Genomic DNA, 25,499 nt, shown 5'->3' on the forward strand with positions numbered 1-25,499 from the left:
TCCCCTCCCCCGCACGGATCGTCCCGGAGGACCCCCTCATGCGCTCGCACCTGCTCAATGACCTCACCGCGGAGCAGTACCGCCGCTCCGTGACCGAAGGAGTAGAGCGGGTGGCGGCCAAACTCGCCACCACCGACCGTCCGTTCACCGGCGTCACCGTCGACGCCCTCTCCCCCCGGATCGACGGCATCGACCTCGACCGGCCGCTGCACGACACCACCGCGGTCCTGGACGAGCTGGAGGACGTCTACCTCCGGGACGCCGTCTACTTCCACCACCCCCGCTACCTCGCCCACCTCAACTGCCCCGTGGTCATCCCCGCGGTGCTCGGCGAGGCGGTGCTCTCCGCCGTCAACTCCTCCCTGGACACCTGGGACCAGTCGGCCGGCGGCACCCTCATCGAGCGGAAACTGATCGACTGGACCACCGCCCGCATCGGCTTCGGCGAGGCCGCCGACGGCGTGTTCACCTCCGGCGGCACCCAGTCCAACCTCCAGGCGCTGCTGCTCGCCAGGGAGGAGGCCAAGGCCAACTCACTCGCCGACCTGCGGATCTTCGCCTCCGAGGTGAGCCACTTCAGCGTGAAGAAGGCGGCGAAACTGCTCGGCCTCGGCCAGGACGCGGTGGTCTCCGTGCCCGTCGGCACCGACAAGCGCATGCAGACCGTCGCCCTCGCCCGCGAACTGGAGCGCTGCAAGGACGACGGCCTGGTGCCCATGGCCGTCGTCGCCACCGCCGGCACCACCGACTTCGGCTCCATCGACCCGCTCCCCGAGATCGCCGAACTGTGCGAGCAGTACGGCGTGTGGATGCACGTCGACGCGGCCTACGGCTGCGGGCTGCTCGCCTCCCTGAAGCACCGGGACCGGCTCACCGGCATCGAGCGCGCCGACTCGGTCACCGTGGACTACCACAAGTCCTTCTTCCAGCCGGTGAGCTCGTCCGCGGTGCTGGTCCGGGACGCCTCGACCCTGTGCCATGTCACATATCACGCGGACTACCTCAACCCCCGCCGCATGGTCACCGAACGCATCCCCAACCAGGTCGACAAGTCCCTCCAGACCACCCGCCGCTTCGACGCCCTCAAGCTGTGGATGACCCTGCGCACCATGGGCGCCGACGGCATCGGCGAACTCTTCGACGAGGTCTGCGCGCTGGCGGAGGAGGGCTGGAAGCTGCTCGCGGCCGACCCGCGCTACGACGTCGTCGTCGAGCCGTCCCTCTCCACCCTCGTCTTCCGCTACATCCCGGCGGCCGTCACCGACCCGGGCGAGATCGACCGCGCCAACCTGTACGCCCGCAAGGCCCTGTTCGCCTCCGGCGACGCGGTGGTCGCGGGCACCAAGGTCGGCGGCCGTCACTACCTGAAGTTCACCCTGCTCAACCCCGAGACCACGCCGGCCGACATCGCCGCCGTCCTCGACCTGATCGCCGGCCACGCCGAGCAGTACCTGGGAGAGTCCCTTGACCGCGCTTCCTGAAAACCCCGCCAGGACCTATGACTTCGTGGGGATCGGGCTCGGGCCCTTCAACCTCGGCCTCGCCTGCCTGACCGAGCCGATCGCCGCACTGGACGGCGTCTTCCTCGACGCGAAGCCCGACTTCGAGTGGCACGCCGGCATGTTCCTGGAAGGCGCCCACCTCCAGACCCCGTTCATGTCGGACCTGGTCACCCTCGCCGACCCGACGTCTCCCTACTCCTTCCTCAACTACCTGAAGGAGAAGGGGCGGCTCTACCCGTTCTACATCCGCGAGAACTTCTATCCGCTGCGGGTCGAGTACGACGACTACTGCCGCTGGGCCGCGCACCGGCTCACCAACGTCCGCTTCAACACGACGGTGACCGAGGTCCGGTACGACGACACGGACGAGGTCTACGTCGTCGCGACGGCCGCCGGTGAGACGTACCGCGCCCGGCACCTGGTCCTCGGCACCGGCACCCCGCCCCACATCCCCGAGGCCTGCCGGGGCCTGGGCGGCGACTTCATCCACAACTCGCGCTACCTGCGGCACAAGCAGGAGCTCCAGTCCAAGGAGTCGATCACGCTGGTCGGCAGCGGCCAGTCCGCCGCCGAGATCTACCAGGACCTGCTCAGCGAGATCGACGTCCACGGCTACCGCCTGAACTGGGTGACCCGCTCCCCCCGCTTCTTCCCCCTCGAATACACCAAGCTCACGCTGGAGATGACCAGCCCGGAGTACATCGACTACTACCACGCCCTGCCCGAGGCGACCCGCTACCGGCTCACCGCCGAACAGAAGGGCCTCTTCAAGGGCATCGACGGCGACCTGATCAACGAGATCTTCGACCTGCTCTACCAGAAGAACCTCGGCGGCCCGGTCCCGACCAGACTCCTCACCAACTCCTCGCTCGAAGCCGCCGACTACGACAACGGCAGCTACACGCTGAAGCTCCGCCAGGAGGAGCAGGGCAAGGAGTACGAGATCGAGACCCAGGGCCTGGTCCTGGCCACCGGCTACCGGTACGCCGAGCCCGGGTTCCTGAAGCCCGTCCGGGACCGGCTGCGCTACGACACGCACGGCAACTTCGACGTGGCCCGCAACTACGCGATCGACGTCACCGGCCGGGGCGTCTTCCTGCAGAACGCCGGCGTCCACACCCACAGCATCACCAGCCCCGACCTGGGCATGGGCCCCTACCGGAACGCGTACATCATCCGCGAGCTGCTCGGCTCGGAGTACTACCCGGTGGAGAAGACCATCGCCTTCCAGGAGTTCGCCGTATGACCACGACGACGACGGCCTTCGCCTTCCGCGCCCTCGATCCCCTCCGGGACGCCGAGTCGGTGCACCGCTGGGTCACCCACCCCAAGGCCGCCTACTGGATGATGCAGGACGCGAAGCTGGAGGACGTCGAGCGGGCGTACATGGAGATCGCGGCCGACGAGCACCACCACGCGCTGCTCGGCCTCGGCGAGGAAGGCCGGCCGGCCTTCCTCATGGAGTACTACGACCCGGTCCACCGGGAGCTGGCCGGGCTGTACGAGCCCGAACCCGGCGACGTCGGGATGCACTTCCTCACCCCTGCCACGGACACGCCCGTGCACGGCTTCACCAAGGCCGTCATCACGGCCGTGGTGGCCCGCCTCTTCGAGGACCCGGCAACCCGCCGGATCGTCGTCGAGCCGGACGTGCGCAACACGGCCGTGCACGCGCTGAACGAGGCCGTCGGGTTCGTGCCCGTACGGGAGATCCAGAAGCCGGAGAAGAGAGCGTTGCTGAGTTTCTGCACCCGGGAGCGGTTCGAGCGGGCGGTGGCCGCCGTATGACCCTCGCCGACGCCGTGGCCCACCTCTCCCCCGAGCGCTGGGAGAAGGCCAACCGGCTGCTCATACGCAAGGCGCTCGCCGAGTTCGCGCACGAGCGCCTCGTCACCCCGGAGGCGGACGGGTCGTCGTACGTGGTCCGCAGCGACGACGGCCTCACCCGCTACCGCTTCACCGCCGTCCGGCGCGCCCTGGACCACTGGCAGGTGGACCCGGACTCCATCAGCCGTACCCGCGACGGCGCCGAACTCCCGCTCGCCGCCCTGGACTTCTTCATCGAGCTGCAGAAGTCCCTGGGCCTGAGCGACGAGATCCTGCCGGTCTACCTGGAGGAGATCTCCTCCACCCTCTCCGGCACCTGCTACAAGCTCACCAAGCCGCAGATCCCGGTCGCCGAGCTCGTCCGGGCCGGGTTCCAGGACATCGAGACGGGGATGACCGAGGGCCACCCCTGCTTCGTCGCCAACAACGGGCGGCTCGGCTTCGGCGTCCACGAGTACCTGTCGTACGCTCCCGAGACCGCGAACCCGGTCCGGCTGGTGTGGCTGGCGGCCCACCGGTCGCGGGCCGCGTTCACGGCGGGGGTCGGGATCGACTACGAGTCCTTCGTGCGGGACGAGTTGGGCGAGGCGGCCGTCGAACGCTTCGACGGCGTGCTGCGCGACCGGGGCCTGGACCCCGCCGACTACCTCCTCATCCCGGTCCACCCCTGGCAGTGGTGGAACAAGCTCACCGTCACCTTCGCCGCCGAGGTCGCCCGCGGCCACCTGGTCTGCCTGGGCGAGGGCGACGACGAGTACCTGGCCCAGCAGTCCATCCGGACCTTCTTCAACAACTCCCACCCCGGCAAGCACTACGTGAAGACCGCCCTGTCGGTCCTCAACATGGGCTTCATGCGCGGTCTTTCGGCCGCCTACATGGAGGCCACCCCGGCGATCAACGACTGGCTGGCCCAGCTCGTCGACAACGATCCGGTGCTCAAGTCCACCGGCCTGTCGATCATCCGGGAGCGGGCCGCCGTCGGCTACCGGCACCTGGAGTACGAGAAGGCCACCGACCGGTACTCGCCGTACCGGAAGATGCTGGCCGCGCTCTGGCGGGAGAGCCCGGTGCCGTCCCTGCGGGAGGGCGAGTCGCTCGCGACCATGGCCTCCCTGCTCCACGTGGACCACGAGGGCGCCTCCTTCGCCGCCGCGCTGATCGAGCGGAGCGGTCTGCCGGCGAAGGAGTGGCTGCGGGCCTATCTCCAGGCCTACTTCACGCCGCTCCTGCACAGCTTCTACGCCTACGACCTGGTCTTCATGCCGCACGGCGAGAACGTCATCCTGGTGCTGGCGGACGGTGTGGTGCGGCGGGCGGTCTACAAGGACATCGCCGAGGAGATCGCGGTCATGGACCCGGACGCGGTGCTGCCGCCGACGGTGGAGCGGCTGCGCGTCGACGTCCCGGAGGAGAAGAAGCTCCTCTCGATCTTCACGGACGTCTTCGACTGCTTCTTCCGCTTCCTCGCCGCGAACCTCGCGGCCGAGGGGGTCCTGGCGGAGGACGACTTCTGGCGGACGGTCGCCGAGGTCACCCGCGCGTACCAGGAGTCGGTGCCCGGACTCGCCGACAGGTTCGCCCGGTACGACATGTTCGCGCCCGAGTTCGCGCTGTCCTGCCTCAACCGGCTCCAGCTGCGCGACAACCGGCAGATGGTGGACCTGGCGGACCCGTCGGGCGCACTCCAGCTGGTCGGAACCCTGGAAAATCCCGTCGCGGGGTTCTGATCCGGGCAGGCGGGCTCCCCCGAGTACGGTCCTCGGGGGAGCCCGTCGGCCGTTTCACCCTAGGGTGCGGGCCAGGGCACCTGCGGTGAGTGGTAGTAGGGGATGCCGAGGGCGTCCCAGCGCGGGGCCTGGGCGGCCAGCCGCACCCGGTAGGCGTCCCAGGAGTGGGTGGCGGCCGGCGACCAGCCCAGCTCGGCCACTCCCGGCAGCCTCGGGAAGGCCATGTAGTCGATGTCGGCGTCCGTCACGACGGTCTCGGTCCACAGCGGCGCCTCGACGCCCCTGACGGCCGAGGCGGGGGCACCGGCCAGGTAGGTGCCCGGGTCCCAGTCGTAGGACCGCCGCACCTCGACCAGTCCGGCCCAGTCCTGGCCCAGCGGGGTGTCCTCGGTGTACTTCATGTCGAGGTACACCCGGTCGGCGGGCGACAGGATCAGCCCGGTGCCGTGCCGGGCGGCGTCGACGACCTGCGCCTTCTCGTCGGCGCCGGTGTCGTCCAGGCCCCAGTACTGGGCCAGGGCCCCGGGCGCCGGGTGGGCGCCGGTCAGCTGGTGCCAGCCGATCACCGTCTTGCCGTACTTCGCGACGATCGGCTGCACCCGGTCCATGAACGCGACGTAGTCCGCGTGGGCGGTGGAGTGCGCCTCGTCGCCGCCGATGTGGAGGTAGCGGCCGGGGGTGAGGGCGGCCAGTTCGCGGATCACGTCGGCCACGAAGTCGTACGTCACCCGCTTGCCGACGCACAGCGAGCTGAAGCCGACCTCCGTGCCCGTGTACAGCGGCGGTGCGGTGCCGTCGCAGTTGAGCTCCGCGTAGGAGGCGAGGGCCGCGTTGGTGTGGCCCGGCATGTCGATCTCGGGGACGACCTCCAGGTAGCGGGAGGCCGCGTACCGGACGATCTCCTCGTACTGCGCCTTGGTGTAGTGGCCGCCCCGGCCGCCGCCCACCTGGGTCGAGCCGCCGTAGGCCGCCAGCCGCGGCCAGGAGTCGATCGCGAGGCGCCAGCCCTGGTCGTCGCTGAGGTGCAGGTGCAGCTCGTTGATCTTGTAGAGGGCCAGCTGGTCGATGTACCGCTCGACCTGGGGCACGGTGAAGAAGTGCCGGGAGACGTCGAGCATCGCGCCCCGGTAGGCGTAGCGGGGGCGGTCGGTGACGGTGCCGCCGGCGACCGCCCAGGGGCCGGGCTGCACGGTGCGCTTCTCGACGGCCGCCGGGAGCAGCTGGCGCAGGGTCTGGACGCCGTGGAAGAGGCCGGCGGGCTCGGCAGCGGTGATGGTGACGCCGTGCCGGCCGCTGTCGAGCCGGTAGCCCTCGGCGCCGAACGGGCCCTTCGAGAGCACGAGCCGGATGCCCAGCGGGCCGCCGAGGCCGGTGAGCGGCAGCCGGTAGCCGGTGGCCGGGCGCAGGAGGCCCGCGAGGTACTCGGCGACCCGGCGGGCCTCCCGGGAGCCGCCGACGCGGATGACGGTGGAGCGGGTGATGCGGTACGGCGTTCCGCCGGGCGTGACCGAGGCGGGCGCCGGGACGATCCGGCCGAGCGGGGTCGGCGCGGTCGCGGGGGACACCGGGGCGGCACCGGCCGTGACGGCACCGGCCGCCGCGACGAGCAGCAGGGCGCCAAGGGCGCGGGCCACGCGGGGAGTTCGCGGAGGCCGGGGAGCTCCGGGAGTTCGGGGGGTTCGCGGAGTTCGGGGAGTCGTTCTGCGGTGCGTTCGCACGTGCGCTCCCTTCAGTGGGGGGTCGAGACCGACCAGGATTGGTCGAGACCACTCTCCCGCACTTGCGGTGGAACAATCCCCGCATGGCGGAAATCATCCAGAAGGACGGCGTCTGGGCCTTCGACGGAGACGCCCTGCGGCTGACTCCCGGGCGGGACAGGAACGTCGGGGTGCTCCGCCGGGCGCTGGGTGAACTCGTCGTCCCGCTGGCCGCGTTGGCGGGGATCTCGTTCGAGCAGGGGCGCCGGCAGGGGCGGCTGCGGCTCCGGCTGCGGGACGGCGCCGATCCGCTGCTGCACGCCACCGGGGGCCGCCTCGGCGAACCCCACGACCCCTATCGGCTGACCGTCGAGCCGGACCGGTACGGGGTCGCCGAGTACTTCACGGACGAGGTGCGCGACGCGCTGCTCCTGGAGCGGGTGCCGGGCACGCCGGTGGGCGAGTTCCTGCTGCCGGGGCCGCCGCTGCCGCTGTCGGTCTCCGCCGGGGACGGCACGGCCTCCTTCGACGGGGAGCGGGTGCGCCTGGAGTGGAACTGGAAGACGGAGGACGTCAAGGCCGCCGCGGGTCCGCGCACCCTCGCCCTGGCGGACATCCTCGGTGTGGAGTGGCAGCCGTCCGCCGGCCTGGAGAACGGCCATCTGCGGTTCCGGGTGGCCGGCGCCCCGGTCCGGGAGCGGGCCAAGTACGACCCGAACGCGGTCGAGCTGTGGGGGTTCAAGCGGGATCCGCTGATGGCCCTGGTCGCGGCGTCGGTGCAGGCGCGGCTGCCGCATCCGGCGGCGGCCGGCGCGTCGGAGGCGTCGCGGGAGCCCGGGGCGAGGGCGGCGGCCGGGGCCGATCACGACGCGTTGCTGCGCCGGCTGCGCGAGCTGGGTGAGCTGCACCGCGCGGGGGTGCTCACGGACGAGGAGTTCACGATGGCCAAACAGGCGGTCCTCAAACGCTTGTGAGGACCGCCTGCGGGTGCCCTGCGCCCTGCCTCCGGCGCACGGCCTTACTGCTCGCTACTGCTGCTACCGCTCGCTCTCGCCGGGCCCTACTTGGCCTTGCGGGCCACCGTGAAGTGGTCGATGCGGTCGCCGGTCTCGGCGATGCCCGACACCTTCAGCTTGGCGTACTGGCCGCGCGGGGCGGGCTCGACGTCGACGCGCAGGAAGGAGTAGTTGAGGTAGCGCACCCGGGACCAGGTGACGGTCTCGTTGACCTTGCCGTCCTTGGTGTTGATGAAGGAGGCGACGGAGTCGACCTCGTTCAGGTGACCCTCGTAGGAGTCCGGGGCGGTGAACGCGTAGAGGCTGCGGCCGGCCGCGCCCGCGGTGACGTAGACGACACCCTCGGTCTCGGAGTAGGCCGTCTCGCCGATCGGGAGCTTCTTGACGACGGTGTTGCCCTTGATGACGTCGGTGCGCTCGTACTGGTGGTTGTGGCCGTTGATGACCAGGTCCACCGTGTACTTCTCGAACAGCGGCACCCACTCCTGTCGCACGCCCCCCTCCGAGGCGTGCGCCGTGGAGGTGCAGTAGGCGCAGTGGTGGAAGAACACGACGATGAAGTCGATGTCCTTCGAGGCGCGGAACTTCTTCAGCTGCGCCTCGAACCATTTGGTCTGCGTGCCGCCCGAGATGCCCAGGTTCGCCGGGATCTCGAAGGAGACGTCGTTCGGGTCGAGCGAGATGATCGCCGTGTTGCCGTGGACGAAGGAGTAGACGCCCGGCAGGTTCGCCTTGTCCGGCCCGTTGTCGGGCAGGGTGAAGCGGGCCTCCTCGCCGCCGTAGCCGTTCGGCGAGTACCAGGCCTCCATGTCGTGGTTGCCGTACGACACCATCCACGGCACGGACTTGGCGACCGACTCGGTCTGGGCCAGGAACTGGTCCCAGGTGCGGGAGTCGAAGACCGTGTCCGAGGTCTTGCCCTGGCCGGCCGGGTCCGCGTAGGCGATGTCACCGGCGTGCAGGTGGAAGCTGGGGTTCTGGCCGAGGATCAGGCTGTCGTTGGCCAGGGCGTGGTAGCTGACGCCCTGGTCGCCGAAGGCCGTGAAGGTGAACGGCTGCTTGCTGCGGGGCGCGGTGGTGAAGGTACCGATGGTGCCGGCGAACTGCGGCGAGGCCGGGTCGAAACCGTCGTGGCCGACGCCGTAGAAGTAGGTGCGGCCCGGCTTGAGGTTGGCGAGCTTGGCGTGCACGTAGTACTGGGTGTGGTCGCCGCTGGCGCCGATGCCGGCCGGGGTGTAGAGGGCGCGGATCTCGGCGTCGATCTTGACCGAGAGGTGCGAGGCGTGGGTGCCGATGCGGACGAAGGGCTTCTTGACCGCGACCGGGACCTGCCAGGAGATCGTCATCTCCGTGCTGGCGTCGTTGCCGAAGGCCAGGTGGCGGCCGAACGGGGCGACGTAGGCGCCGTCGACGTACTGGGTGGCGGGGGCGGAGGACTGGGTCGGGACGGCGGCCTGGGCGGTGCCGCCCATGACCAGCGAGCCGCCCGTGACGGTGCCGAGCGTGACGGCGCCGCCTCTGATCATGGAGCGCCGGGAGAACTTGGCGCGGAGGTACTCGTGCTGCTCGGCCATGCTCATGCGGTCGGCGAGCTCATCGGGTACGCCCATACGAGGAATGTCCATGGCGTCTGAAAATCGTCTCCACAAGCGACGTGGCGCAAGACACAGGATGGACAGGCTGCGAACAGCACCCCATAAGAGATTCAACAGTCCGTTGCCCGGAATCGGGCAGGATTCTTGCGAAACCGACGCCGGTACCCGAGGATCTACCGGGTGCACGACGAACTCGTTGATCATCTGATGCGGTCCTCGCCCCTGAGCCGGGGCGAGGCGCTGCGGGTGATCCAGGACGTGCTCGCCTACTTCGACGAGACGACCGCGGACTACGTCCGCCGCCGCCACCGCGAGCTCCAGGCGGAAGGCCTGGTCAACGCGGAGATCTTCGACCGGATCGCGGCGGATCTGCAGTACAGGGCGGTCGCCCCGCCGGAGCTCACCCTCCGGCAGCTGCGCCGCATGGTCTACGGATGACTACGACCTAGGAATACGGAACACCTATATATGTGTGGAATTGTCGGATACATCGGTAGGCGCGACGTCGCCCCCCTCCTCCTCGAAGGCCTCCAGCGGCTGGAATACCGCGGGTACGACTCGGCGGGCATCGTCGTCTCCGCCCCGAAGACGGCCGGGCTGAAGATGGTGAAGGCCAAGGGCCGGGTCCGGGACCTGGAGGCCAAGGTACCCGCGCGCTTCAAGGGCACCACCGGCATCGCCCACACCCGCTGGGCCACCCACGGCGCCCCCTCCGACGTGAACGCCCACCCGCACATGTCGGCGGACCAGAAGGTCGCCGTCGTCCACAACGGCATCGTCGACAACGCCTCGGAGCTGCGCCGCAAGCTGGAGGCGGACGGTGTGGTGTTCCTCTCGGAGACCGACACCGAGGTCCTCACCCACCTGATCGCCCGCTCCCAGGCGGAGACCCTGGAGGAGAAGGTCCGCCAGGCGCTGCGCCTGATCGAGGGCACCTACGGCATCGCGGTCATGCACGCCGACTTCCCCGAGCGGATCGTCGTCGCCCGCAACGGCTCCCCGGTGGTCCTCGGCATCGGCGACAAGGAGATGTTCGTCGCCTCCGACATCGCGGCCCTGGTCACCCACACCCGCCAGATAGTGACCCTCGACGACGGCGAGATGGCCACCCTCAAGGCCGACGACTTCCGCACCTACACCACCGAGGGCACCCGGACGACGGCCGAGCCGACCACCGTGGAGTGGGAGGCCGAGTCGTACGACATGGGCGGCCACGACACCTACATGCACAAGGAGATCTTCGAGCAGCCCGACGCGGTCGACCGCGTGCTGCGCGGCCGGATCGACGACCGCTTCTCCACCGTGCACCTCGGCGGCCTCAACCTGGACGCCCGGGACGCGCGTGCGGTGCGCCGGGTGAAGATCCTCGGCTGCGGCACCTCGTACCACGCGGGCATGATCGGCGCCCAGCTGATCGAGGAGCTGGCCCGCATCCCCGCGGACGCCGAACCTGCGTCGGAGTTTCGCTACCGCAACCCGGTCGTCGACCCCGACACCCTGTACATCGCGGTCTCCCAGTCCGGTGAGACGTACGACGTCCTCGCCGCCGTCCAGGAGCTGAAGCGCAAGGGCGCGCGGGTGCTGGGCGTGGTGAACGTGGTGGGCTCGGCGATCGCCCGTGAGGCGGACGGCGGCACGTACGTGCACGCGGGCCCGGAGGTCTGCGTGGTCTCCACCAAGTGCTTCACGAACACAACGGTCGCCTTCGCGCTCCTCGCCCTCCACCTCGGCCGCATCCGGGACCTCTCGGTCCGCGACGGCAAGCGGATCATCGACGGCCTGCGCAAGCTGCCGGCCCAGATCTCGGAGATCCTCGCGCAGGAGGCGGAGATCGAGCAGATGGCCAAGGAGTACGCCGAGGCCCGCTCGATGCTCTTCATCGGCCGCGTCCGGGGCTACCCGGTGGCCCGGGAGGCCTCCCTGAAGCTCAAGGAGGTCTCCTACATCCACGCGGAGGCGTACCCGGCGTCCGAGCTCAAGCACGGCCCGCTGGCGCTGATCGAGCCGGCCCTGCCCACGGTGGCGATCGTCCCCGACGACGACCTCCTGGAGAAGAACCGCGCGGCCCTGGAGGAGATCAAGGCCCGCAGCGGCAAGATCCTCGCGGTGGCCCACCAGCACCAGGAGAAGGCCGACCGCACGATCGTCGTCCCGAAGAACGAGGACGAGCTGGATCCCATCCTGATGGGCATCCCGCTGCAGCTCCTCGCGTACCACACGGCGAAGGCCCTGGGCCGCGACATCGACAAGCCCAGGAACCTCGCCAAGTCGGTGACGGTGGAGTAGGAGTGCCGGCCGGTGGGGGCTGGTCGCGCAGTTCCCCGCGCCCCTAAAGGGGCGCGCCCCTGTTCCTTTAGGGGCGCGGGGAACTGCGCGAGCAACCCCCACTCACCCGCACGGGCCGGCAAAACCGAGCGGACCCCCACGTGTGCCACCGGCCACGCGAGGGTCCGCTCATTGGATCGCCGGGGACGCCCAACTCCCCGGCGTCGGCTGCCATATCAGCCGTGGGCCGTCACCCCACGGCCGGCAGCCCGCCCCGGCAGCACCGTCGGCCAGTGCGCGAGCGCGGCCGTCGCGGCGTACCAGGCCACCGCCCCCGCCGCCACCGCAACCCAGCCGCCGACCTTGGTCAGTGACGAGCTGTCGGCGAACTGCGCGACGGCGAGCACCAGCATCGCCAGGAACAGCAGCCCGTGCATGGCCTGTCCGAGCTGGTCGCCGCCCGCGAGGGTCAACGACAGGGCCACGAGAGCGAAGAGGAGCAGGAAGAGCCCGGCGCCGTTGGCCGAGGTGTGGCCGCCGGACGAGACGGCCCAGGTGAACCAGAGGGCGCCGAGGGCCACATAGCCCGTGCCGTTCGCGGCGTCACGGTCCCGGAAGGCCAGCAGGCCGACGAGGAAGAGGGCGACTCCGCCCACGTAGTGGGCGATTGACACGGCGTCAGAGGTGGTGACGTTGTCGATGACACCGGTGGTGCCGAGTCCGAACGCCAACAGGGTGATACCCAGGGCGAGTCGACCGGCCACGGTGGTGGTTCCGCTTCCCGCAGAGACGTCGTTGTCCACGGCGGGCTCCCTTCATGCTTTGTGCAGTTGTGCGCGGTGACCGATATATGCCCTTCACAAGGGCACAAACACCTCTGCACGCCAGGAATTTCAGGCACTGCACGAAGAGAGCCGGACCGTTCCCACGGCACATCTCACCTGGGCGAACGTGGAGTTACGGAATGACAACGACAGGTCGCTTCGCCCGCTTGGCGAGCCGACCGGCCACGGAGCCGAAGATCCGCCCGACGATCCCGTGGGTCGACCCCACGACGATCGCGTCGGCCTCGTACTCCCGCCCCACCTCTTCGAGTTCGTGGCAGATGTCACCGCCGCGCTCGACGAGGATCCAGGGCACCTCGGCCAGGTACTCGGCGCAGGCGAGCTCCAGCCCGAGGACCTCCGTCCGGTGGTCCGGGACGTCGACGAAGACGGGTGGCTCGCAGCCGGCCCACACGGTGGTCGGCAGTCGGTTGGCGACGTGGACGATGATCAGGCCTGCGCGGGAGCGGTGTGCCATCCCGATCGCATAGGCGAGAGCGCGCTCACTGGAGGTGGAGCCGTCGAAGCCGACGACCACTCCGTGCTTGAAGGCTGGATCGCAGGAAGGGCGTGGCTCTTCCGCCGCCAGCGCGTCGGCCGCCGTGGGGTCGGCGACCGGCCGCTTGCGGTCCGCTGGATCGAAGAATTCGTGACCGGCCATGGCTGTCTCGGCGTAGTGATCCTTGTGTGGGAGGGACGACAGTGTGCGGCGAGCTTGTGTCCGGGAAACATCTTCCCAACCCCATACCCCCAAGGGTACGGCTGCACGCCTCCTCAGCCCAGATCCCGCGCACTCTCCGTAGGGGACCTTCCCCGGAGTCGGTTAGGGGTTCCAGGGAGCATGCACGAGCCGCGCCCGTAACGCAATGGTTGCTGCCCCGTACAGGCGGTTTGCACAGGATTCGGACAGCAGCGGAACCCCACGCACGGTGACCGACCGCTCGAACGCGCGTTGATCCCGGTACGAGTGCGTCACGAGGGAGTACCACCATGTCCGGACCGCGCCGCACCACCCCCGCCCCGCGCCCCGCCGCACGCCCCGCCCCGCGCCGTGCCCCGCGCCGCGCTCCGGACACCGCCGGCGACGTGGTCCGCTGGGCCGCGTTCTCCTGTGCGCTCGTCCCCGTCGTACTCCTCTTGTACGGCACCCCGCCCGCCGGCGCCGCCGGAACCGCCCTCGGCCTCGCCGCCGTCACCGCCGCGTGCCACTTCCTGCTGCGCCGTTCGGAGCTCGGCGCGAGACTCGGCGACGAGCGCGGGACGGCGGCCCGGGGAGGCGGACGTCACACCCGGGGCAGTACACCGGTCGACTGACCGGTTTCCGCGCACACCAACGCTTCTTTTCAGCCAACTTGGCGGACCTGCACAGGAGGTGCGTCAACCACCCCCCAACCCCCGTTCCACCTGCACGGAAAGGGTCTGCGGGACCCTCCGCACCCTACGCGGTTTGGCCACTGCCACGAGGCGCACTTCCCTGCACGGCCCGTGAGTGCAACCCTTCGTGATCGAATGCTTCACGCCAAGTTGTCATGTCGACAATCGACGGCGTGTCGAACTGGTCAACGCGACGCCGCGGAAACCAGTAGATTCGATCTTGACGTCTTACGGCGGGGGACTCGTGCAGGACCGAGGGGAAACGTGCAGGAGCGACACAACCGAGGAGCCGCGACCACCGAGGGGGGCTTAGCAGGATGAGCCACGACTCCACTGCCGCGCCGGAAGCCGCGGCCCGGAAACTGTCCGGGCGACGCCGCAAGGAGATCGTCGCGGTGCTGCTGTTCAGCGGCGGCCCCATCTTCGAGAGTTCCATACCGCTGTCGGTGTTCGGAATAGACCGCCAGGACGCCGGCGTACCGCGCTACCGACTGCTGGTGTGCGGTGGCGAGGAAGGCCCGCTGCGGACCACAGGGGGCCTGGAACTCACCGCGCCGCATGGCCTGGAAGCGATCTCACGCGCCGGCACGGTCGTCGTACCGGCCTGGCGCTCGATCACCGCGCCGCCGCCCGAAGAGGCGCTGGACGCGTTGCGCCGCGCCCATGAGGAAGGGGCCCGCATAGTCGGGCTGTGCACGGGCGCGTTCGTGCTGGCCGCCGCAGGCCTGCTGGACGGCCGCCCGGCCACCACCCACTGGATGTACGCACCGACGCTGGCCAAGCGCTATCCGTCGGTACACGTCGACCCGCGAGAACTCTTCGTGGACGACGGCGACGTCCTCACGTCCGCCGGTACGGCGGCCGGAATCGACCTCTGTCTCCACATCGTGCGGACGGACCACGGCAACGAGGCGGCCGGCGCGCTCGCCCGCCGCCTGGTGGTCCCGCCGCGCCGGTCGGGCGGTCAGGAGCGCTACCTCGATCGATCTTTACCAGAGGAGATCGGCGCCGACCCGCTCGCCGAGGTCGTCGCCTGGGCGCTGGAGCACCTCCACGAGCAGTTCGACGTGGAGACGCTGGCGGCACGCGCGTACATGTCACGCCGCACCTTCGACCGGCGCTTCCGCTCGCTGACCGGGTCGGCCCCGCTCCAGTGGCTGATCACGCAACGGGTCCTCCAGGCGCAACGCCTCCTGGAGACGTCGGACTACTCGGTGGACGAGGTGGCGGGCCGCTGCGGCTTCCGCTCCCCCGTAGCGCTGCGCGGCCACTTCCGTCGCCAGCTGGGTTCGTCCCCGGCGGCGTACCGGGCGGCGTACCGGGCCCGCCGCCCGCAGTCCGAGCGCCCCGACACACCGGAACCGGCCCCGCTGCCGCCCACGGGTCCGCTCGCGGTCCCGTACCCCGAGGGCGTACTGCCGATGCAGACCCGCAGGACAGCCACGGTAGGCCTCTCGGCCAGCCTCCCTGGCCCCCGCACCGGCAGCTGATCTCCCGGGCCGCCCACCCGAACCCTCGGGTGGGCGCCCCAGCCCTCCCTTCGCCCACGCGTCCCCCGACTCGGCAGGACAAGGGGCGAGGCGGAAGAGGTAGAAGAGGCGGAAGAGGTCGCGGGACCAGAAGCCGACGGCACACCGCCGCGCCCGCCGCCTGCGCCTGCGCCTGCGCCGTGTCCTGCCGAGAACCTGACCCGGCAGGACACGGCGCACCCCCGCCCACCCCGCGGGACACGGCGACGAGCCCGAAGACAACGGGGGCCAGCCGCAGGCCACGCCCTCCCGACCACCGGCCCCCAAGGGCGACGGCGCTCCACCGCCGACCCGCCCAGCCACCCCCACCCGGCCCGTCCGGCGTTCGAGGACGAGGCCGTAGGCCAGGGGTGCGGGAGTGCGGGGGCGGCAGCCTCCGCAGGCGTCGGGGTTGCACCGGGGGCACCCAAACGCCGACGTCAGCTTTAGGGTGGTCGCATGAACGATCGCATGGTGTGGATCGACTGCGAGATGACCGGCCTCTCGCTGTCCGACGACGCGCTCATCGAGGTGGCCGCACTGGTCACCGACTCCGAGCTGAACGTGCTCGGCGAGGGCGTGGACATCGTCATCCGTCCGCCGGCCAAGGCACTGGAGACGATGCCGGAGGTGGTGCGGCAGATGCACACCACGTCCGGGCTCCTCGACGAACTGGCGGGCGGCACGACGCTCGCCGAGGCCGAGGAGCAGGTCCTGGCCTATGTACGGGAACACGTGAAGGAACCCGGCAAGGCCCCGCTGTGCGGAAACTCCGTCGGCACCGACCGCGGCTTCCTCGCCCGGGACATGGCGGCCCTGGAGGGATACCTCCACTACCGGATCGTCGACGTGTCCAGCGTCAAGGAGCTGGCCCGGCGCTGGTACCCGCGGGCCTACTTCAACAGCCCGGAGAAGAACGGCAACCACCGCGCCCTCGCCGACATCCGCGAGTCGATCGCCGAACTGCGCTACTACCGCGAGGCCATCTTCGTACCGCAGCCCGGCCCGGACTCGGACACCGCGCGGACGATCGCGGCCAAGCACGTCCTGCCTGCGGAGTAGGCGTTCAGGAGGTCTCCGGAGGGGCTCGGGAAAGCCGTGCGCGAGCACCCCTTCGGACCCTGTACACTTTTTCTCGGCCGGTCGGAGAAACCACAAAGTCACCGCCGGTCGTGGTGGGTGTAGCTCAGCTGGTAGAGCACCTGGTTGTGGTCCAGGATGTCGCGGGTTCGAGTCCCGTCACTCACCCTTAGGGACAGGCCCGTGATCTGCGGAAAAGCAGATCACGGGCCTGTCCGCCGTTTGGTCACGGCCGAACCGCTGCCCATCCACCCGCGACTCGAACCGTCCGGGAAGGAGCGGCAGCCGCAAGTCCGCCACAGAACCTCACTCAGTGCATGCATCCGGTCACACACTCATGGGCCCTTCCGCCAGGAGGGAAAGGGCGCTGCGGATACTTCGACGCGTCTGAACGAACGTCAGCGTCGGCTTCCGTACCGGGCGGAAGCCCGGCAACTCTGCCCCGGTACGAGCGGTCGGGCCGGGATCCGCGCCCCCAGACCCCGACCCACGCGTCCACAGGGCGTCCTTGCCTCCAGGCACCCGTCGGCGCAGGCGATCCGGGCATTCAGGCCGGGCAGCGGGCGCCGGACGACCAAGGCGTCAATTTGATCCGGCCCTTACGGCGCCCCGGTTAACCTTTCGAAGCTCGTATCATTGGATTCCACCTGACGCAAGGGTGCCCATGGAACTCCGAGTTGTCATGAGCACGCAAGAAGGAGAGATGTCGTCATGCACATTCTGCTGGTCGACACCGGAAAGCAGGCCATCGCATGAGTGCTCTCTCTCCCACCCCGCAGCCCACGGCCGCAGCAGACGGCCTCGGCACGGCAGCGGAGACCGCTGCGACGCTTCACCATGAAATCGCGCGCACGCTCGACGAATTACCCGAGCCGAGTCTGCGTCTGCTGGCGGCGATGGCCGTGGTGGATCAGGAGACCCCGCTGCCGATCCTCTCCGTCATCGCGGACGTGGCCGATCCCAGCGCCGCGCTCCACGACCTGATCGAGGCCGGGTTCGTCACCTGGTTCCCGCGCGGCCTCGCCCAACCGGTCGGCATCAGCTCCCCGTCCTTGCACGGCGTCGTGTACTGGAACCTGCCCGCACCCCTGCGTCGGGCGATGCACCTCGCCTCGGCCAAGCAGGTCAGCGGCGTCCACGGGCTCCAGCACGCGCTGCTCGGCACCGGCCGGAGCGATCCCGAACTCGCCACGCGGCTGGAGAACGAGGCAACGCGCTATCACCAGGCCGGAGACACGGAACGGGCCGGAACCCTCCTGCTGTGGTCCGCCGACGTCTCGGTGGACAGGGGCGAGCAGGAACGAAGGCTGCTCATCGCGGCCCTGTGGGGTCAGCTCATGCCCACCGCCGGATGGGCGGCGGCGCTCGGACAACGGCTCGCCCTTCTGAAGCCCAGTGTGGAGCGCAACCTGTTCCTCGGTCAGCTGGCCGCGCGTGAGGCGCGGTTCGAAGCCGCACAGTCGCTCTTCGATCAGGCGAGGAGACTCGTCGACGGCCGGCCCCTTGCGGAGCGCGCGGCCCTGGAGCTCGCGGCCGCGACCCTGCACGCGGACAGCGGGGACCACAAGGCCGAGCAGCGGGTCGCGTTGGCCCTGCTGGCGCAGGAAGGGCTCCCGGAGGAGTTCAGGGAATGGTCGGTGTGGTTCGCGGCGGACGCGCACGGCAGGATCCACCGTTCGGCGGACGCTTCGCTTCGCCGACTGGAGCTGCTCGCGCCTGAGCTCGGTGCGTCGGATGCCCACGGGCCCGGGCACGGGATCTTACGGTGGGCTCGCGGCATGTGGTTGCTCCAGAGCGGCAGGCCCAGCGAGGCCATGAACGATCTCCAATGGGTTGTGCGCTCGTACGACGGCCCGGTCGGACCGGTCCTTCCGCTGTCGTACGCCCTGCTCGGCTTCGCCCAGTTCCAACTCGGCGACTGGGAAGCGGCGTTGCGCGACGCCCACGAGGGCATCCGGGTGGCCGAGGCTCGCAACGACCGGCGCCACGCCATCCCGGCGGCCGCGCTTACGGCGAGTATCTCCGCTCTGCGCGGCGATTGGCAGGTGGCCGCGGAGCGGGTGGACTCCCTGGCCAGGGACCAGCACACACTGGGTCCGGCGCGCTACGCGGTGTTTCCGGCACTGGCCGCGGCGACACTGGCCCATGCACGCGGGGAGCCCGGCCGCGTACTGGCTGCGCTCGCCCCCCTGGCCGCCCAGCTGGGGTTGTTCTCGACCGAGCAGTTGTTGTGGCGCCCCTTGTACATCGCGGCTCTGATCGACACCGGCCGGCTCGCCGCGGCGCACGCCGCGCTCGCCCCGTTGCGCGCCGCCGTCGAGCCCGGTGCTCTCGCGACGACGGCCATGGCCCGGCTCGAAGCCCGGCTCGAAGCCGCCGAGGGGCACGTGGCCGCCGCGGCCGAGCGGCTCGCCGCGACGGTCGAGCAGCCGGCCGACGAGGACTCGCCGTTCGCCCTCGCTCAGCTCGAACACGACTACGGCAGGCTGCTGCTGGGCACGCGGCGACGAAGGTCGGCCATCAGGTGGTTGCTGTCCGCACACGGCCGCTACGTCGAGCTCGGTGCGCGTCCGTTCGCGGAGCAGTGTCTCCGACAACTGCAGGATGTCGGCGCGCACATCCCCTGGGCCGGAACCGGTGGTGTGGAGGGGGGCGTCGAGACGGCCGGCCGCTCGCCCGTCTCCCTGACCCCACAGGAGTACCGCATCGCACAGCTGGCCGCACAGGGCTTGACGAACCCGCAGATCGCACGGGCCCTGTTCGTGAGTGCCAAGACGATCGAGTACCACCTGGGCAACGTCTTCGCCAAGCTGGGCATCACCTCGCGCCGCCGACTCCGCACCGAGATGGACGCGTTGACCGACGGTGGCGGCGAGAAGGGGACCGAGACCGAGCCGACCGCCCGGCCGCGGCAGTGAGGCAGCGAGGTGCATCCGGCGGTGCGCACGCTCCCGAGCGGCGCTCCGGCGTCGAATCCCGGCGTAGCCCTGAATCCTTCGGCCGCAGTCCTCAGATCAGACCTTCGCGGATGGCGAATGCGACCGCGTGGGTGCGGTTGCGCAGCCGGTAACGGACCGTTACGTCATGCAGCACACTGGCCACGGTGCGTTTGGAGTAGGCGAGCTCGCCCGCGATCTCGTCGGTGCCGAAGCCGTCTGCCACCAGGCGCAGCACCCGGCGTTCGCGGTCGGAGAGTCCGGTCAGGCTCAGGCCTTGGGGACGCAGCACGTGCTGCTGGAGCCGTCCCACCTGCTTCAGCAGACGGGTCAGCAGATCGGAGGGCAGGGCCGCGTTGCCCGAAGCGGCCCTGATCACCGCCTCGGTGAGCGAGGTGGCGGTGGCTTCCCACCGCCACAGCACCGCGTAGGCTCCCGACTCGACGACCGCCAGCAGTTCGTCGTCCGACAGGGCGGAGAGGACGAGCACGACCTGCGCCCCGTCGCGCGAGCGTACCGCCCTGATCAGTTCCAGGGCCGACGCCGACAGCGCGTCGAGTGCGAACACCACCACTCTGGCCGGTCCGCCCAGGGGCGATAAGTCGACGAGCTCGACCTCGGCGCGCTGGCGCAACTCGGTCGTCAGCCCCGCCCGCGTGATGGGGTCGTCCGCGTGGATCGACACCGGTATCCGACGTTCCAAAACGACCTCCCAGGGTCAGATGGCCGGCCGAGGCGGATACGCCGGCCGCTGCGGCCGGATCCGGTGCCACTCCAGGAGGCTGGTTCGCCGTGAAGTGCGCGCTACGTGTGCGGCCTCTTCACAAAATGACCACATCCCGGCTGGGGGTGTCGACTAGGGAAGCTCCTAGGCGGTGCCTAATCGCGCACCGGGTGTCGCGGAGAGCGGCAGTACCGCGCTCTCCGCGAGCAGCCGGCGCTCGCGTCCAGGCTGCGCTTTTTGCTGCACGTTCACGCAGGCGCCGGTCCGCGCCCGATGCCACTCTGTTCCGGCACGCCGGGACGCTTCGCGCCGCGTGCCGTACTGACGCGCGCTCTCCTCCGAACGGCCCGGGGTGCGCAGAACGGCCGGCAGCGCGATTCCCGAGGAACGTGGACGAGGAACGAGGAAGGGGGGACCGGGCCGATGGGAGTTTCCGTCGTCTTCGCGGACGACAACGACGCGGTCGAGGTCGTGCCGGGCGAGGAAGCCGTGTGCGTCCTACGCGTGGAGAACACGGGGATGGTGGTCGACCGGATCCTGCTCGACGTGCTCGGCGAGGCCGCCGAGTGGACCGACGTCGAACCCGCGCAGGCCAATCTCCTGCCGGGCGCGGTCGAGCAGGTCCGGGTCCGCTTCCGGCCGCCGCGCACGGCCTCCCAGGCCCCGGGCGAGGTCCGGTTCGGGCTGCGCGCGATGTCGACCGAGGACTCCGCGGGCTCGTGCATCGAAGAAGGCACCGTCAGGGTCGGGGAATTCGGCGACCTCAGCGCACAGTTGGTGCCCAAGAGCTCGACGGGACGGCGTTCGGCGCGCTTCAAGCTTGTCGTGGAGAACCGCGGCAACAGGCCGGAGCAGGTGCGGGTCGAGGCGCTCGACCCGGAGGTCAAGCTGGGCTTCAGGACGAAGCCCGCCCTGTTCGTGGCCAGACCGGGCACGGCGACCTTCGTGCGCCTGAAGGCCGTGCCCCGCAAGACGTTCCTGAAGGGGCCCAACCGCACGCTGCCGTTCGAGGTCTCCGCGTTGCCGGAGCGGGGCGAGGCCGCGAGGGCCGAGGGCGTGATGCTGGAGAAGCAGACGCTGCCCGAATGGCTGCTGCCGGTGCTCGGGATCACGGTGGTGGCCTGTGGCCTGCTGTTCGCGCTGTGGATGACCGTGCTCCAGCCCGTCGCGCACTCCGCCGCGTCGGCGGCCGCCGACGCGCAGGACGCGGCCGGCGCCGCGAAGTCGGCCGCGGCCAAGGCCATGGCGAGCGGCAAACCCACCAAGGCCGCCAAAGCCGCCAAGCCCGCGCCGCCCACCGTGCTGACCGTCAAGCTGGCCTCGCCGACCGTCGTCACGGGGGCGACCGTCCCGGCGACCGGCGACTTCTCCGGCGGCACCGGCGCACACCCCAAGCTCGTGTGGACCTCGTCCGCCCCGCATGTCGCCACGGTCTCGTCGAGCGGCGTGGTGACCGCGCACAACCCGGGCACGGCGATCATCACCGCGACCGGCGCCACCGACACGGCGTCCCCCGCCGCAAGTACGCACTCCCCCGACGCCGCCACGTCCGGGTCCCCGTCCGCCGCCGGCGCGACGCCCGGTCCGACGGCGGGCACCGCGAGTCCGAGCCCCACGAGCCCGGCGATCCTGACCGGTTCCGTGACCGTCAACGTGGTGAGCCCGGTGTCGGTCACCAGCACCTCGCTGTCCCAGGCGGCGCGCGGCAAGCCCTACTCCGAGTCCTTCGGCGCCACCGGCGGCACCGGCTCGTACACCTGGCAGGTCAAGTCCGGGGCGCTCCCGATGGGCCTCTCGCTCTCGCCCCAGACGGGAGCCGTCACCGGAACCCCGGCCATGGCCGGGACGAGCACGTTCACCGTGCGGGTGACGGATGCCGGGCCGCCCGCCCAGTTCGCCACCAGGACGTTCAAGGTGACCGTCCGCAACTCGCTGGCCGTGAACAGTTCCACGCTGCCCGGAGGGACCACGCGCAGCCCGTACTCGCAGACACTTGAGGCGATCGGCGGCACCGCCCCCTACCGATGGGCGCTCGCCGCGGGCAAGGGGGTGCTCCCGAACGGGCTGCGCCTGGACCCGGGCTCCGGGGCGATCACCGGTACCCCGACCACAGCCGGCGTCTTCGACTTCACCGTCCAGGTCACGGATTCGGCCAGGCCGAACCAGTCGGCCACCCAGGCACTGTCCCTGACGGTCTCCAACCCGCTGGGGATCGGCACCCTGTCCCTGCCGGACGGGGTCACCAAGGCGCTGTACTCGCAGCCGCTGAGCGCCTCCGGCGGCGTCGAGCCGTACACGTGGTCGATCTCCCGTGCGCCCCGTTCGGCGCCCGCGGGGCTGACGCTCAACCCGAAGACCGGTGTGATCGGCGGAACGCCGCAGGCGGCCGGCTCCTCGACGTTCACCGTGTACGTCACCGACTCCGCCATGCCCGCCCACACCAAGTCCCAGACGTTCACCTTGGAGGTGGTGTCCGGGTTCGCCGCCACGACGTCGAGCCTGCCCCAGGCGACGTTCGGCAAGGACTACGGGGCGCAGCTGACCGCGGCGGGCGGCACCGCGCCGTACGTGTGGACGCTGATGGGTACGCTGCCGGACGATCTCACGCTCGGGTCGAACGGCTCGATCACCGGCCGGCCGCAGGCGACGGGCAGCTTCCCGTTCAGTGTGCAGGCGACGGATTCGAGCAAGCCCCCGCTGACCACCACCAAGACCCTGACGTTGACGGTGGTGGCCTCGCTGGGGATCATCACGACCTCACCGCTGCCCCACGCGCTGACCGGGAAACCGTACGCGCAGACCCTCAAGGCGGTCGGCGGCACGGCCCCGTACACCTGGGCCCTGTCCAAGGACACCCCGCTGCCGGACGGCCTGAGCCTGGACCCCGTCACCGGTGTCATCAGCGGTACACCGGAGTCGACCGGCGATGTCACGCTCGATGTCACCGTGACCGACTCGGGTCCCACGCCCCAGACGGACACCAAGTCGGGTCTGTCGCTGACGGTCGTGCTGCCGCTGGGCTTCCAGGAGCCCTCGACGATTCCGGAGGCGGCCCTGGGATTCCCGTACAAGGGATTCGCGCCGACCAACGTGACCGGCGGCTCCGGCAAGCGGAGTTGGTCGGTGACCGAGGGAGCGCTGCCGGACGGCCTCGGGCTCGACTCCACCACCGGGGCGGTCACCGGCACCGTGCGGTCGCCCGCCAGCGCCGGGACGTACCAGTTCACGGTCACGGTGAGCGATACCACGGACTACACGGTGACCGCGAAGACCAGCATCTCCATCACCGTCGTCAACCCCCTGACCGTGCAGACCCCGGACCCGTGGAACGGTACGGTCGGGACGCGCTTCCAGGGCAGAACCGTCCAGCCGGCCGACGGTCTGGCGCCTTACAGGTTCACCCTGGTCCCCGGCCCGGGATCGGCATGGATGTCGATCGACGCGTCGACGGGTGAGGTCACCGGAACCCCGGACGGGACGTGCGCGAACCCCGCCGCCGCGGACGGACCGCCCACCGGGACCGTGACGGTCAGCTGTGCCGCGACCGACTACACGGGGCAGGTGACGGTCAAGGACGACCTGGGCGAGTCCGTGACCACGACGGTGCACGTGAAGGCCGCCGTGCCGGCGCTGACCGTGCAGTTCAACAGGAGCACGCACACCCAGACCGGCGGTACCCCGCTGACGGACTTCGACGTGACCGTCGGCAGCCCGAGCGGCGGCTACGGCGCCGGCACGTACTCGTACGACGTCAGCCCCGCGGTGTGCGACGAATCCGGCCTCGACTGCGACAGTTTCGACACCTCCACCGGGACGATGAGCGGAGAGATCGACGATCTCACCGACGGGACGGCGACCTTCACCGTGACGGTCACCTCCACCGACCCCCACGACAGCGACAACAAGGTCACGGCCACCTACTCGGAGTCGATCAGGACCCTGCCCGCCCCCACGCCGCCGGCTTCCGGCGGCGGTGCGACCGGTGGAGGCTCCCAGTGACCGGATCACCGAGCGGGTCGCCCGACAGCCCGCCCACCGGGTCGTCTGCCGCGATGGCCCCGCCGGTGCCCCCGCTGGACGTGCTGGTGCTGCAGACCGCCGCGTCCTTGGAGAACCTCGCCGTCCAGTCCTACTCGACCGCGGCCGAACTGCCCTTCGTGGTCCGGGGAAGCGCTCGGCTGCGGGCTCTGGTGGCCCGCAACCGGGCTCACCACCTGGCGCACGCGCAGGCGTTCAACCAGGCGGTGGTCAGGGCCGGCGGGGCCCCGCAGCATGCCGCGGACCCCCTGTACGCCACGACGGTGCGCCGGCGGCTGGCCGCCATGACCGATCCGGACACCCTGGTGAGCCTGCTCACCGAACTCGAAGGCAACAACGCGGGGACCTGCACCCGCTACGCGAGCCTGGCCGAGCGCGGTGGCCTGCGCTCGCTGTTCGTGAACGTCGCCTCGGTCGAGGCGCAGCACGGTGCGGAGCTGCTGATCCTCCGGATGCTGCCGGAGAACGGCACCACCGCGGCGCACGCGCGGGGGGCCACGGCGCGAGCAGTCCCGGCGGCGGCGGGCACGGTCGGCGTTCCGCACGCCGTCTATCCCACCACGGCCGCGTCCGCGATCAACGAAGGAGCGGTGCGGTGACCGGCACCGAGCATGTGCCCGACGTGGACGGCGGGCAGCCCCCCGACCCGGGGCAGGAGGCACTCGACGCAGGGCAGGAGGCACTCGACGCGGAGGAGGCACCACCCGGCGCGGAGAACACGAAGAGGGCGCCGTCCCGCCGGTCCCTGATCCTGGGGGCCGGGGGTGTCGTCCTGGGCGCCGCGGGGATCGGGGTGGGCCTCGCGATGGACGGGGGCGGCAGCGGCCGGCACGCGTCGTCGCCGTACTCCGGAGACCTGCGGACCGTGGCCCTGGCCGCCGCGCTGGAGAACCAGGCGGTGATCGCCTACCGGGCGGTCGACGCGGTGCTGCGCGCCGGGCGGCTCGGCCCGGAGGTACCCGCGCTCACGGCGTTCGTACGGACCGCGGCGGCCCATCACACCCAGCACGCCGCGACCTGGAACGCGATCCTGCGCGAGGCGCGCAAGCCGGTCGTCACCGGGGTCCCGCTCTCGGGCCACACACGGTTGCTGGACCGGATCAAAGCGGCGTCGCACGTGGACGAGGTCGTGTCCGCGGTGCAGGACCTGGAGTACCAGGCGGCGCAGACCCACACGGCCGCGGCCGGCAGCCTGGCGGGCGTCGGGCCGGCCGTGACCGCCGCCGCCACGATCGCGCCCGTCGAGGCGATGCACGCCGCGACGCTCGGCTATGTGCTCGGCGGACAGCCCTGGACCGCGAACTTCCTCGGTACGAACGAGGTTCTGCGGACCACGGAACTGACGGCATGAAGGCTCGCCGCGAACGCGCACGAGCGATCTCCCCA

19 protein-coding genes and 1 tRNA gene are annotated in these 25,499 nt (G+C 70.6%); 15 read left to right on the forward strand and 5 right to left on the reverse strand.

The features are described 5' to 3' along the window. Positions 1–38: 38 nt before the first annotated feature. From desA to ACGF5O_RS06460, 4 genes are read left to right on the forward strand one after another with little or no spacing between them, the layout of a single operon-like run. Positions 39–1,481 carry a lysine decarboxylase DesA gene (gene desA, locus ACGF5O_RS06445; protein WP_393808763.1) on the forward strand — a complete coding sequence of 481 codons (1,443 nt, stop codon included), beginning with the start codon at positions 39–41 and terminating at the stop codon, positions 1,479–1,481. Next, entirely contained in the window at positions 1,465–2,748 is a 1,284-nt protein-coding gene (locus ACGF5O_RS06450) for a lysine N(6)-hydroxylase/L-ornithine N(5)-oxygenase family protein (protein ID WP_393808764.1), read from the forward strand. Before desA ends, ACGF5O_RS06450 begins: the two co-directional genes overlap by 17 nt. Further along, on the forward strand, positions 2,745–3,290 hold the full coding sequence (locus ACGF5O_RS06455; protein ID WP_393808765.1) for a GNAT family N-acetyltransferase: 546 nt from the start codon (positions 2,745–2,747) through the stop codon (positions 3,288–3,290). The genes ACGF5O_RS06450 and ACGF5O_RS06455 overlap by 4 nt, the downstream gene beginning before the upstream one ends. Beyond that, complete coding sequence (locus ACGF5O_RS06460) at positions 3,287–5,056, forward strand: IucA/IucC family protein (protein ID WP_393808766.1); 1,770 nt, start codon at positions 3,287–3,289, stop codon at positions 5,054–5,056. Before ACGF5O_RS06455 ends, ACGF5O_RS06460 begins: the two co-directional genes overlap by 4 nt. 59 nt (positions 5,057–5,115) lie before the next feature. On the opposite strand, the gene ACGF5O_RS06465 is transcribed toward ACGF5O_RS06460, so the two are convergent. Then, positions 5,116–6,690 (reverse strand): beta-N-acetylhexosaminidase, encoded by a 1,575-nt coding sequence (locus ACGF5O_RS06465; RefSeq protein ID WP_393808767.1) that lies wholly within the window; start codon positions 6,688–6,690, stop codon positions 5,116–5,118. A 167-nt stretch (positions 6,691–6,857) separates the two neighbouring features. Here ACGF5O_RS06465 and ACGF5O_RS06470 point away from each other — a divergent pair, with 167 nt between their 5' ends. Then, positions 6,858–7,727, forward strand: a complete 870-nt coding sequence (locus tag ACGF5O_RS06470; protein ID WP_393808768.1) for a DUF4429 domain-containing protein — start codon at positions 6,858–6,860, stop codon at positions 7,725–7,727. Positions 7,728–7,813: 86 nt separating this feature from the next. Here ACGF5O_RS06470 and ACGF5O_RS06475 read toward each other — a convergent pair whose 3' ends face one another. Beyond that, positions 7,814–9,379: a purple acid phosphatase family protein gene (locus ACGF5O_RS06475; RefSeq protein WP_393808769.1), complete on the reverse strand. Its 1,566-nt coding sequence runs from the start codon at positions 9,377–9,379 to the stop codon at positions 7,814–7,816. A gap of 165 nt (positions 9,380–9,544) precedes the next feature. On the opposite strand from ACGF5O_RS06475, the gene ACGF5O_RS06480 reads away from it, so the two are divergent. Continuing rightward, a complete protein-coding gene (locus ACGF5O_RS06480; protein ID WP_362582982.1) occupies positions 9,545–9,802 on the forward strand; it encodes a hypothetical protein in 258 nt (85 codons plus the stop codon). 30 nt (positions 9,803–9,832) lie between these two features. Then, positions 9,833–11,650, forward strand: coding sequence for a glutamine--fructose-6-phosphate transaminase (isomerizing) (glmS, locus tag ACGF5O_RS06485; RefSeq protein ID WP_393808770.1), 1,818 nt, complete (start codon positions 9,833–9,835; stop codon positions 11,648–11,650). 215 nt (positions 11,651–11,865) lie between these two features. On the opposite strand, the gene ACGF5O_RS06490 is transcribed toward glmS, so the two are convergent. Together ACGF5O_RS06490 and ACGF5O_RS06495 are read right to left on the reverse strand one after the other, a co-directional pair. Beyond that, the gene (locus tag ACGF5O_RS06490) at positions 11,866–12,432 is read right to left on the reverse strand and encodes a GPR1/FUN34/YaaH family transporter (protein WP_393808771.1); all 567 of its coding nucleotides are present in this window, start codon (positions 12,430–12,432) and stop codon (positions 11,866–11,868) included. A gap of 154 nt (positions 12,433–12,586) precedes the next feature. Next, positions 12,587–13,114 carry a universal stress protein gene (locus tag ACGF5O_RS06495; RefSeq protein ID WP_362582990.1) on the reverse strand — a complete coding sequence of 176 codons (528 nt, stop codon included), beginning with the start codon at positions 13,112–13,114 and terminating at the stop codon, positions 12,587–12,589. A gap of 329 nt (positions 13,115–13,443) precedes the next feature. On the opposite strand from ACGF5O_RS06495, the gene ACGF5O_RS06500 reads away from it, so the two are divergent. The 5 genes from ACGF5O_RS06500 (at position 13,444) to ACGF5O_RS06520 (ending at position 19,333) form a co-directional block, all read left to right on the forward strand. After that, complete coding sequence (locus ACGF5O_RS06500) at positions 13,444–13,767, forward strand: hypothetical protein (protein WP_393808772.1); 324 nt, start codon at positions 13,444–13,446, stop codon at positions 13,765–13,767. A 377-nt stretch (positions 13,768–14,144) separates the two neighbouring features. Continuing rightward, on the forward strand, positions 14,145–15,317 hold the full coding sequence (locus tag ACGF5O_RS06505; RefSeq protein WP_362582996.1) for a helix-turn-helix domain-containing protein: 1,173 nt from the start codon (positions 14,145–14,147) through the stop codon (positions 15,315–15,317). Between the two features lie 477 nt (positions 15,318–15,794). After that, entirely contained in the window at positions 15,795–16,397 is a 603-nt protein-coding gene (gene orn, locus ACGF5O_RS06510) for an oligoribonuclease (protein ID WP_351497616.1), read from the forward strand. Positions 16,398–16,510: 113 nt separating this feature from the next. Continuing rightward, positions 16,511–16,583: transfer RNA gene (locus ACGF5O_RS06515), tRNA-His, on the forward strand. Positions 16,584–17,167: 584 nt separating this feature from the next. Next, positions 17,168–19,333 carry a LuxR C-terminal-related transcriptional regulator gene (locus ACGF5O_RS06520; protein WP_393808773.1) on the forward strand — a complete coding sequence of 722 codons (2,166 nt, stop codon included), beginning with the start codon at positions 17,168–17,170 and terminating at the stop codon, positions 19,331–19,333. 91 nt (positions 19,334–19,424) lie between these two features. Here ACGF5O_RS06520 and ACGF5O_RS06525 read toward each other — a convergent pair whose 3' ends face one another. Then, positions 19,425–20,054 (reverse strand): response regulator transcription factor, encoded by a 630-nt coding sequence (locus ACGF5O_RS06525; RefSeq protein ID WP_384031128.1) that lies wholly within the window; start codon positions 20,052–20,054, stop codon positions 19,425–19,427. Between the two features lie 444 nt (positions 20,055–20,498). On the opposite strand from ACGF5O_RS06525, the gene ACGF5O_RS06530 reads away from it, so the two are divergent. From ACGF5O_RS06530 to ACGF5O_RS06540, 3 genes are read left to right on the forward strand one after another with little or no spacing between them, the layout of a single operon-like run. Then, positions 20,499–24,074: a putative Ig domain-containing protein gene (locus ACGF5O_RS06530; protein WP_393808774.1), complete on the forward strand. Its 3,576-nt coding sequence runs from the start codon at positions 20,499–20,501 to the stop codon at positions 24,072–24,074. Beyond that, the gene (locus tag ACGF5O_RS06535) at positions 24,071–24,712 is read left to right on the forward strand and encodes a ferritin-like domain-containing protein (RefSeq protein ID WP_393808775.1); all 642 of its coding nucleotides are present in this window, start codon (positions 24,071–24,073) and stop codon (positions 24,710–24,712) included. The genes ACGF5O_RS06530 and ACGF5O_RS06535 overlap by 4 nt, the downstream gene beginning before the upstream one ends. Then, complete coding sequence (locus ACGF5O_RS06540; protein ID WP_393808776.1) at positions 24,709–25,464, forward strand: ferritin-like domain-containing protein; 756 nt, start codon at positions 24,709–24,711, stop codon at positions 25,462–25,464. Before ACGF5O_RS06535 ends, ACGF5O_RS06540 begins: the two co-directional genes overlap by 4 nt. Positions 25,465–25,499 lie beyond the last annotated feature (35 nt).

The organism is Streptomyces sp. NPDC048291, from assembly GCF_043201715.1.
Taxonomy (GTDB): Bacteria; Actinomycetota; Actinomycetes; order Streptomycetales; family Streptomycetaceae; genus Streptomyces.

Coding starts and splice junctions, on each gene's coding strand:
- glmS (WP_393808770.1), top strand. CDS start 9,833: ATGTGTGGAATTGTCGGATACATCGGTAGGCGCGACGTCGCCCCCCTC.
- orn (WP_351497616.1), top strand. CDS start 15,795: ATGAACGATCGCATGGTGTGGATCGACTGCGAGATGACCGGCCTCTCG.
- ACGF5O_RS06505 (WP_362582996.1), top strand. CDS start 14,145: ATGAGCCACGACTCCACTGCCGCGCCGGAAGCCGCGGCCCGGAAACTG.
- ACGF5O_RS06520 (WP_393808773.1), top strand. CDS start 17,168: ATGAGTGCTCTCTCTCCCACCCCGCAGCCCACGGCCGCAGCAGACGGC.
- ACGF5O_RS06470 (WP_393808768.1), top strand. CDS start 6,858: ATGGCGGAAATCATCCAGAAGGACGGCGTCTGGGCCTTCGACGGAGAC.
- ACGF5O_RS06460 (WP_393808766.1), top strand. CDS start 3,287: ATGACCCTCGCCGACGCCGTGGCCCACCTCTCCCCCGAGCGCTGGGAG.
- ACGF5O_RS06500 (WP_393808772.1), top strand. CDS start 13,444: ATGTCCGGACCGCGCCGCACCACCCCCGCCCCGCGCCCCGCCGCACGC.
- ACGF5O_RS06495 (WP_362582990.1), bottom strand. CDS start 13,114: ATGGCCGGTCACGAATTCTTCGATCCAGCGGACCGCAAGCGGCCGGTC.
- ACGF5O_RS06530 (WP_393808774.1), top strand. CDS start 20,499: ATGGGAGTTTCCGTCGTCTTCGCGGACGACAACGACGCGGTCGAGGTC.
- ACGF5O_RS06475 (WP_393808769.1), bottom strand. CDS start 9,379: ATGGGCGTACCCGATGAGCTCGCCGACCGCATGAGCATGGCCGAGCAG.
- ACGF5O_RS06455 (WP_393808765.1), top strand. CDS start 2,745: ATGACCACGACGACGACGGCCTTCGCCTTCCGCGCCCTCGATCCCCTC.
- desA (WP_393808763.1), top strand. CDS start 39: ATGCGCTCGCACCTGCTCAATGACCTCACCGCGGAGCAGTACCGCCGC.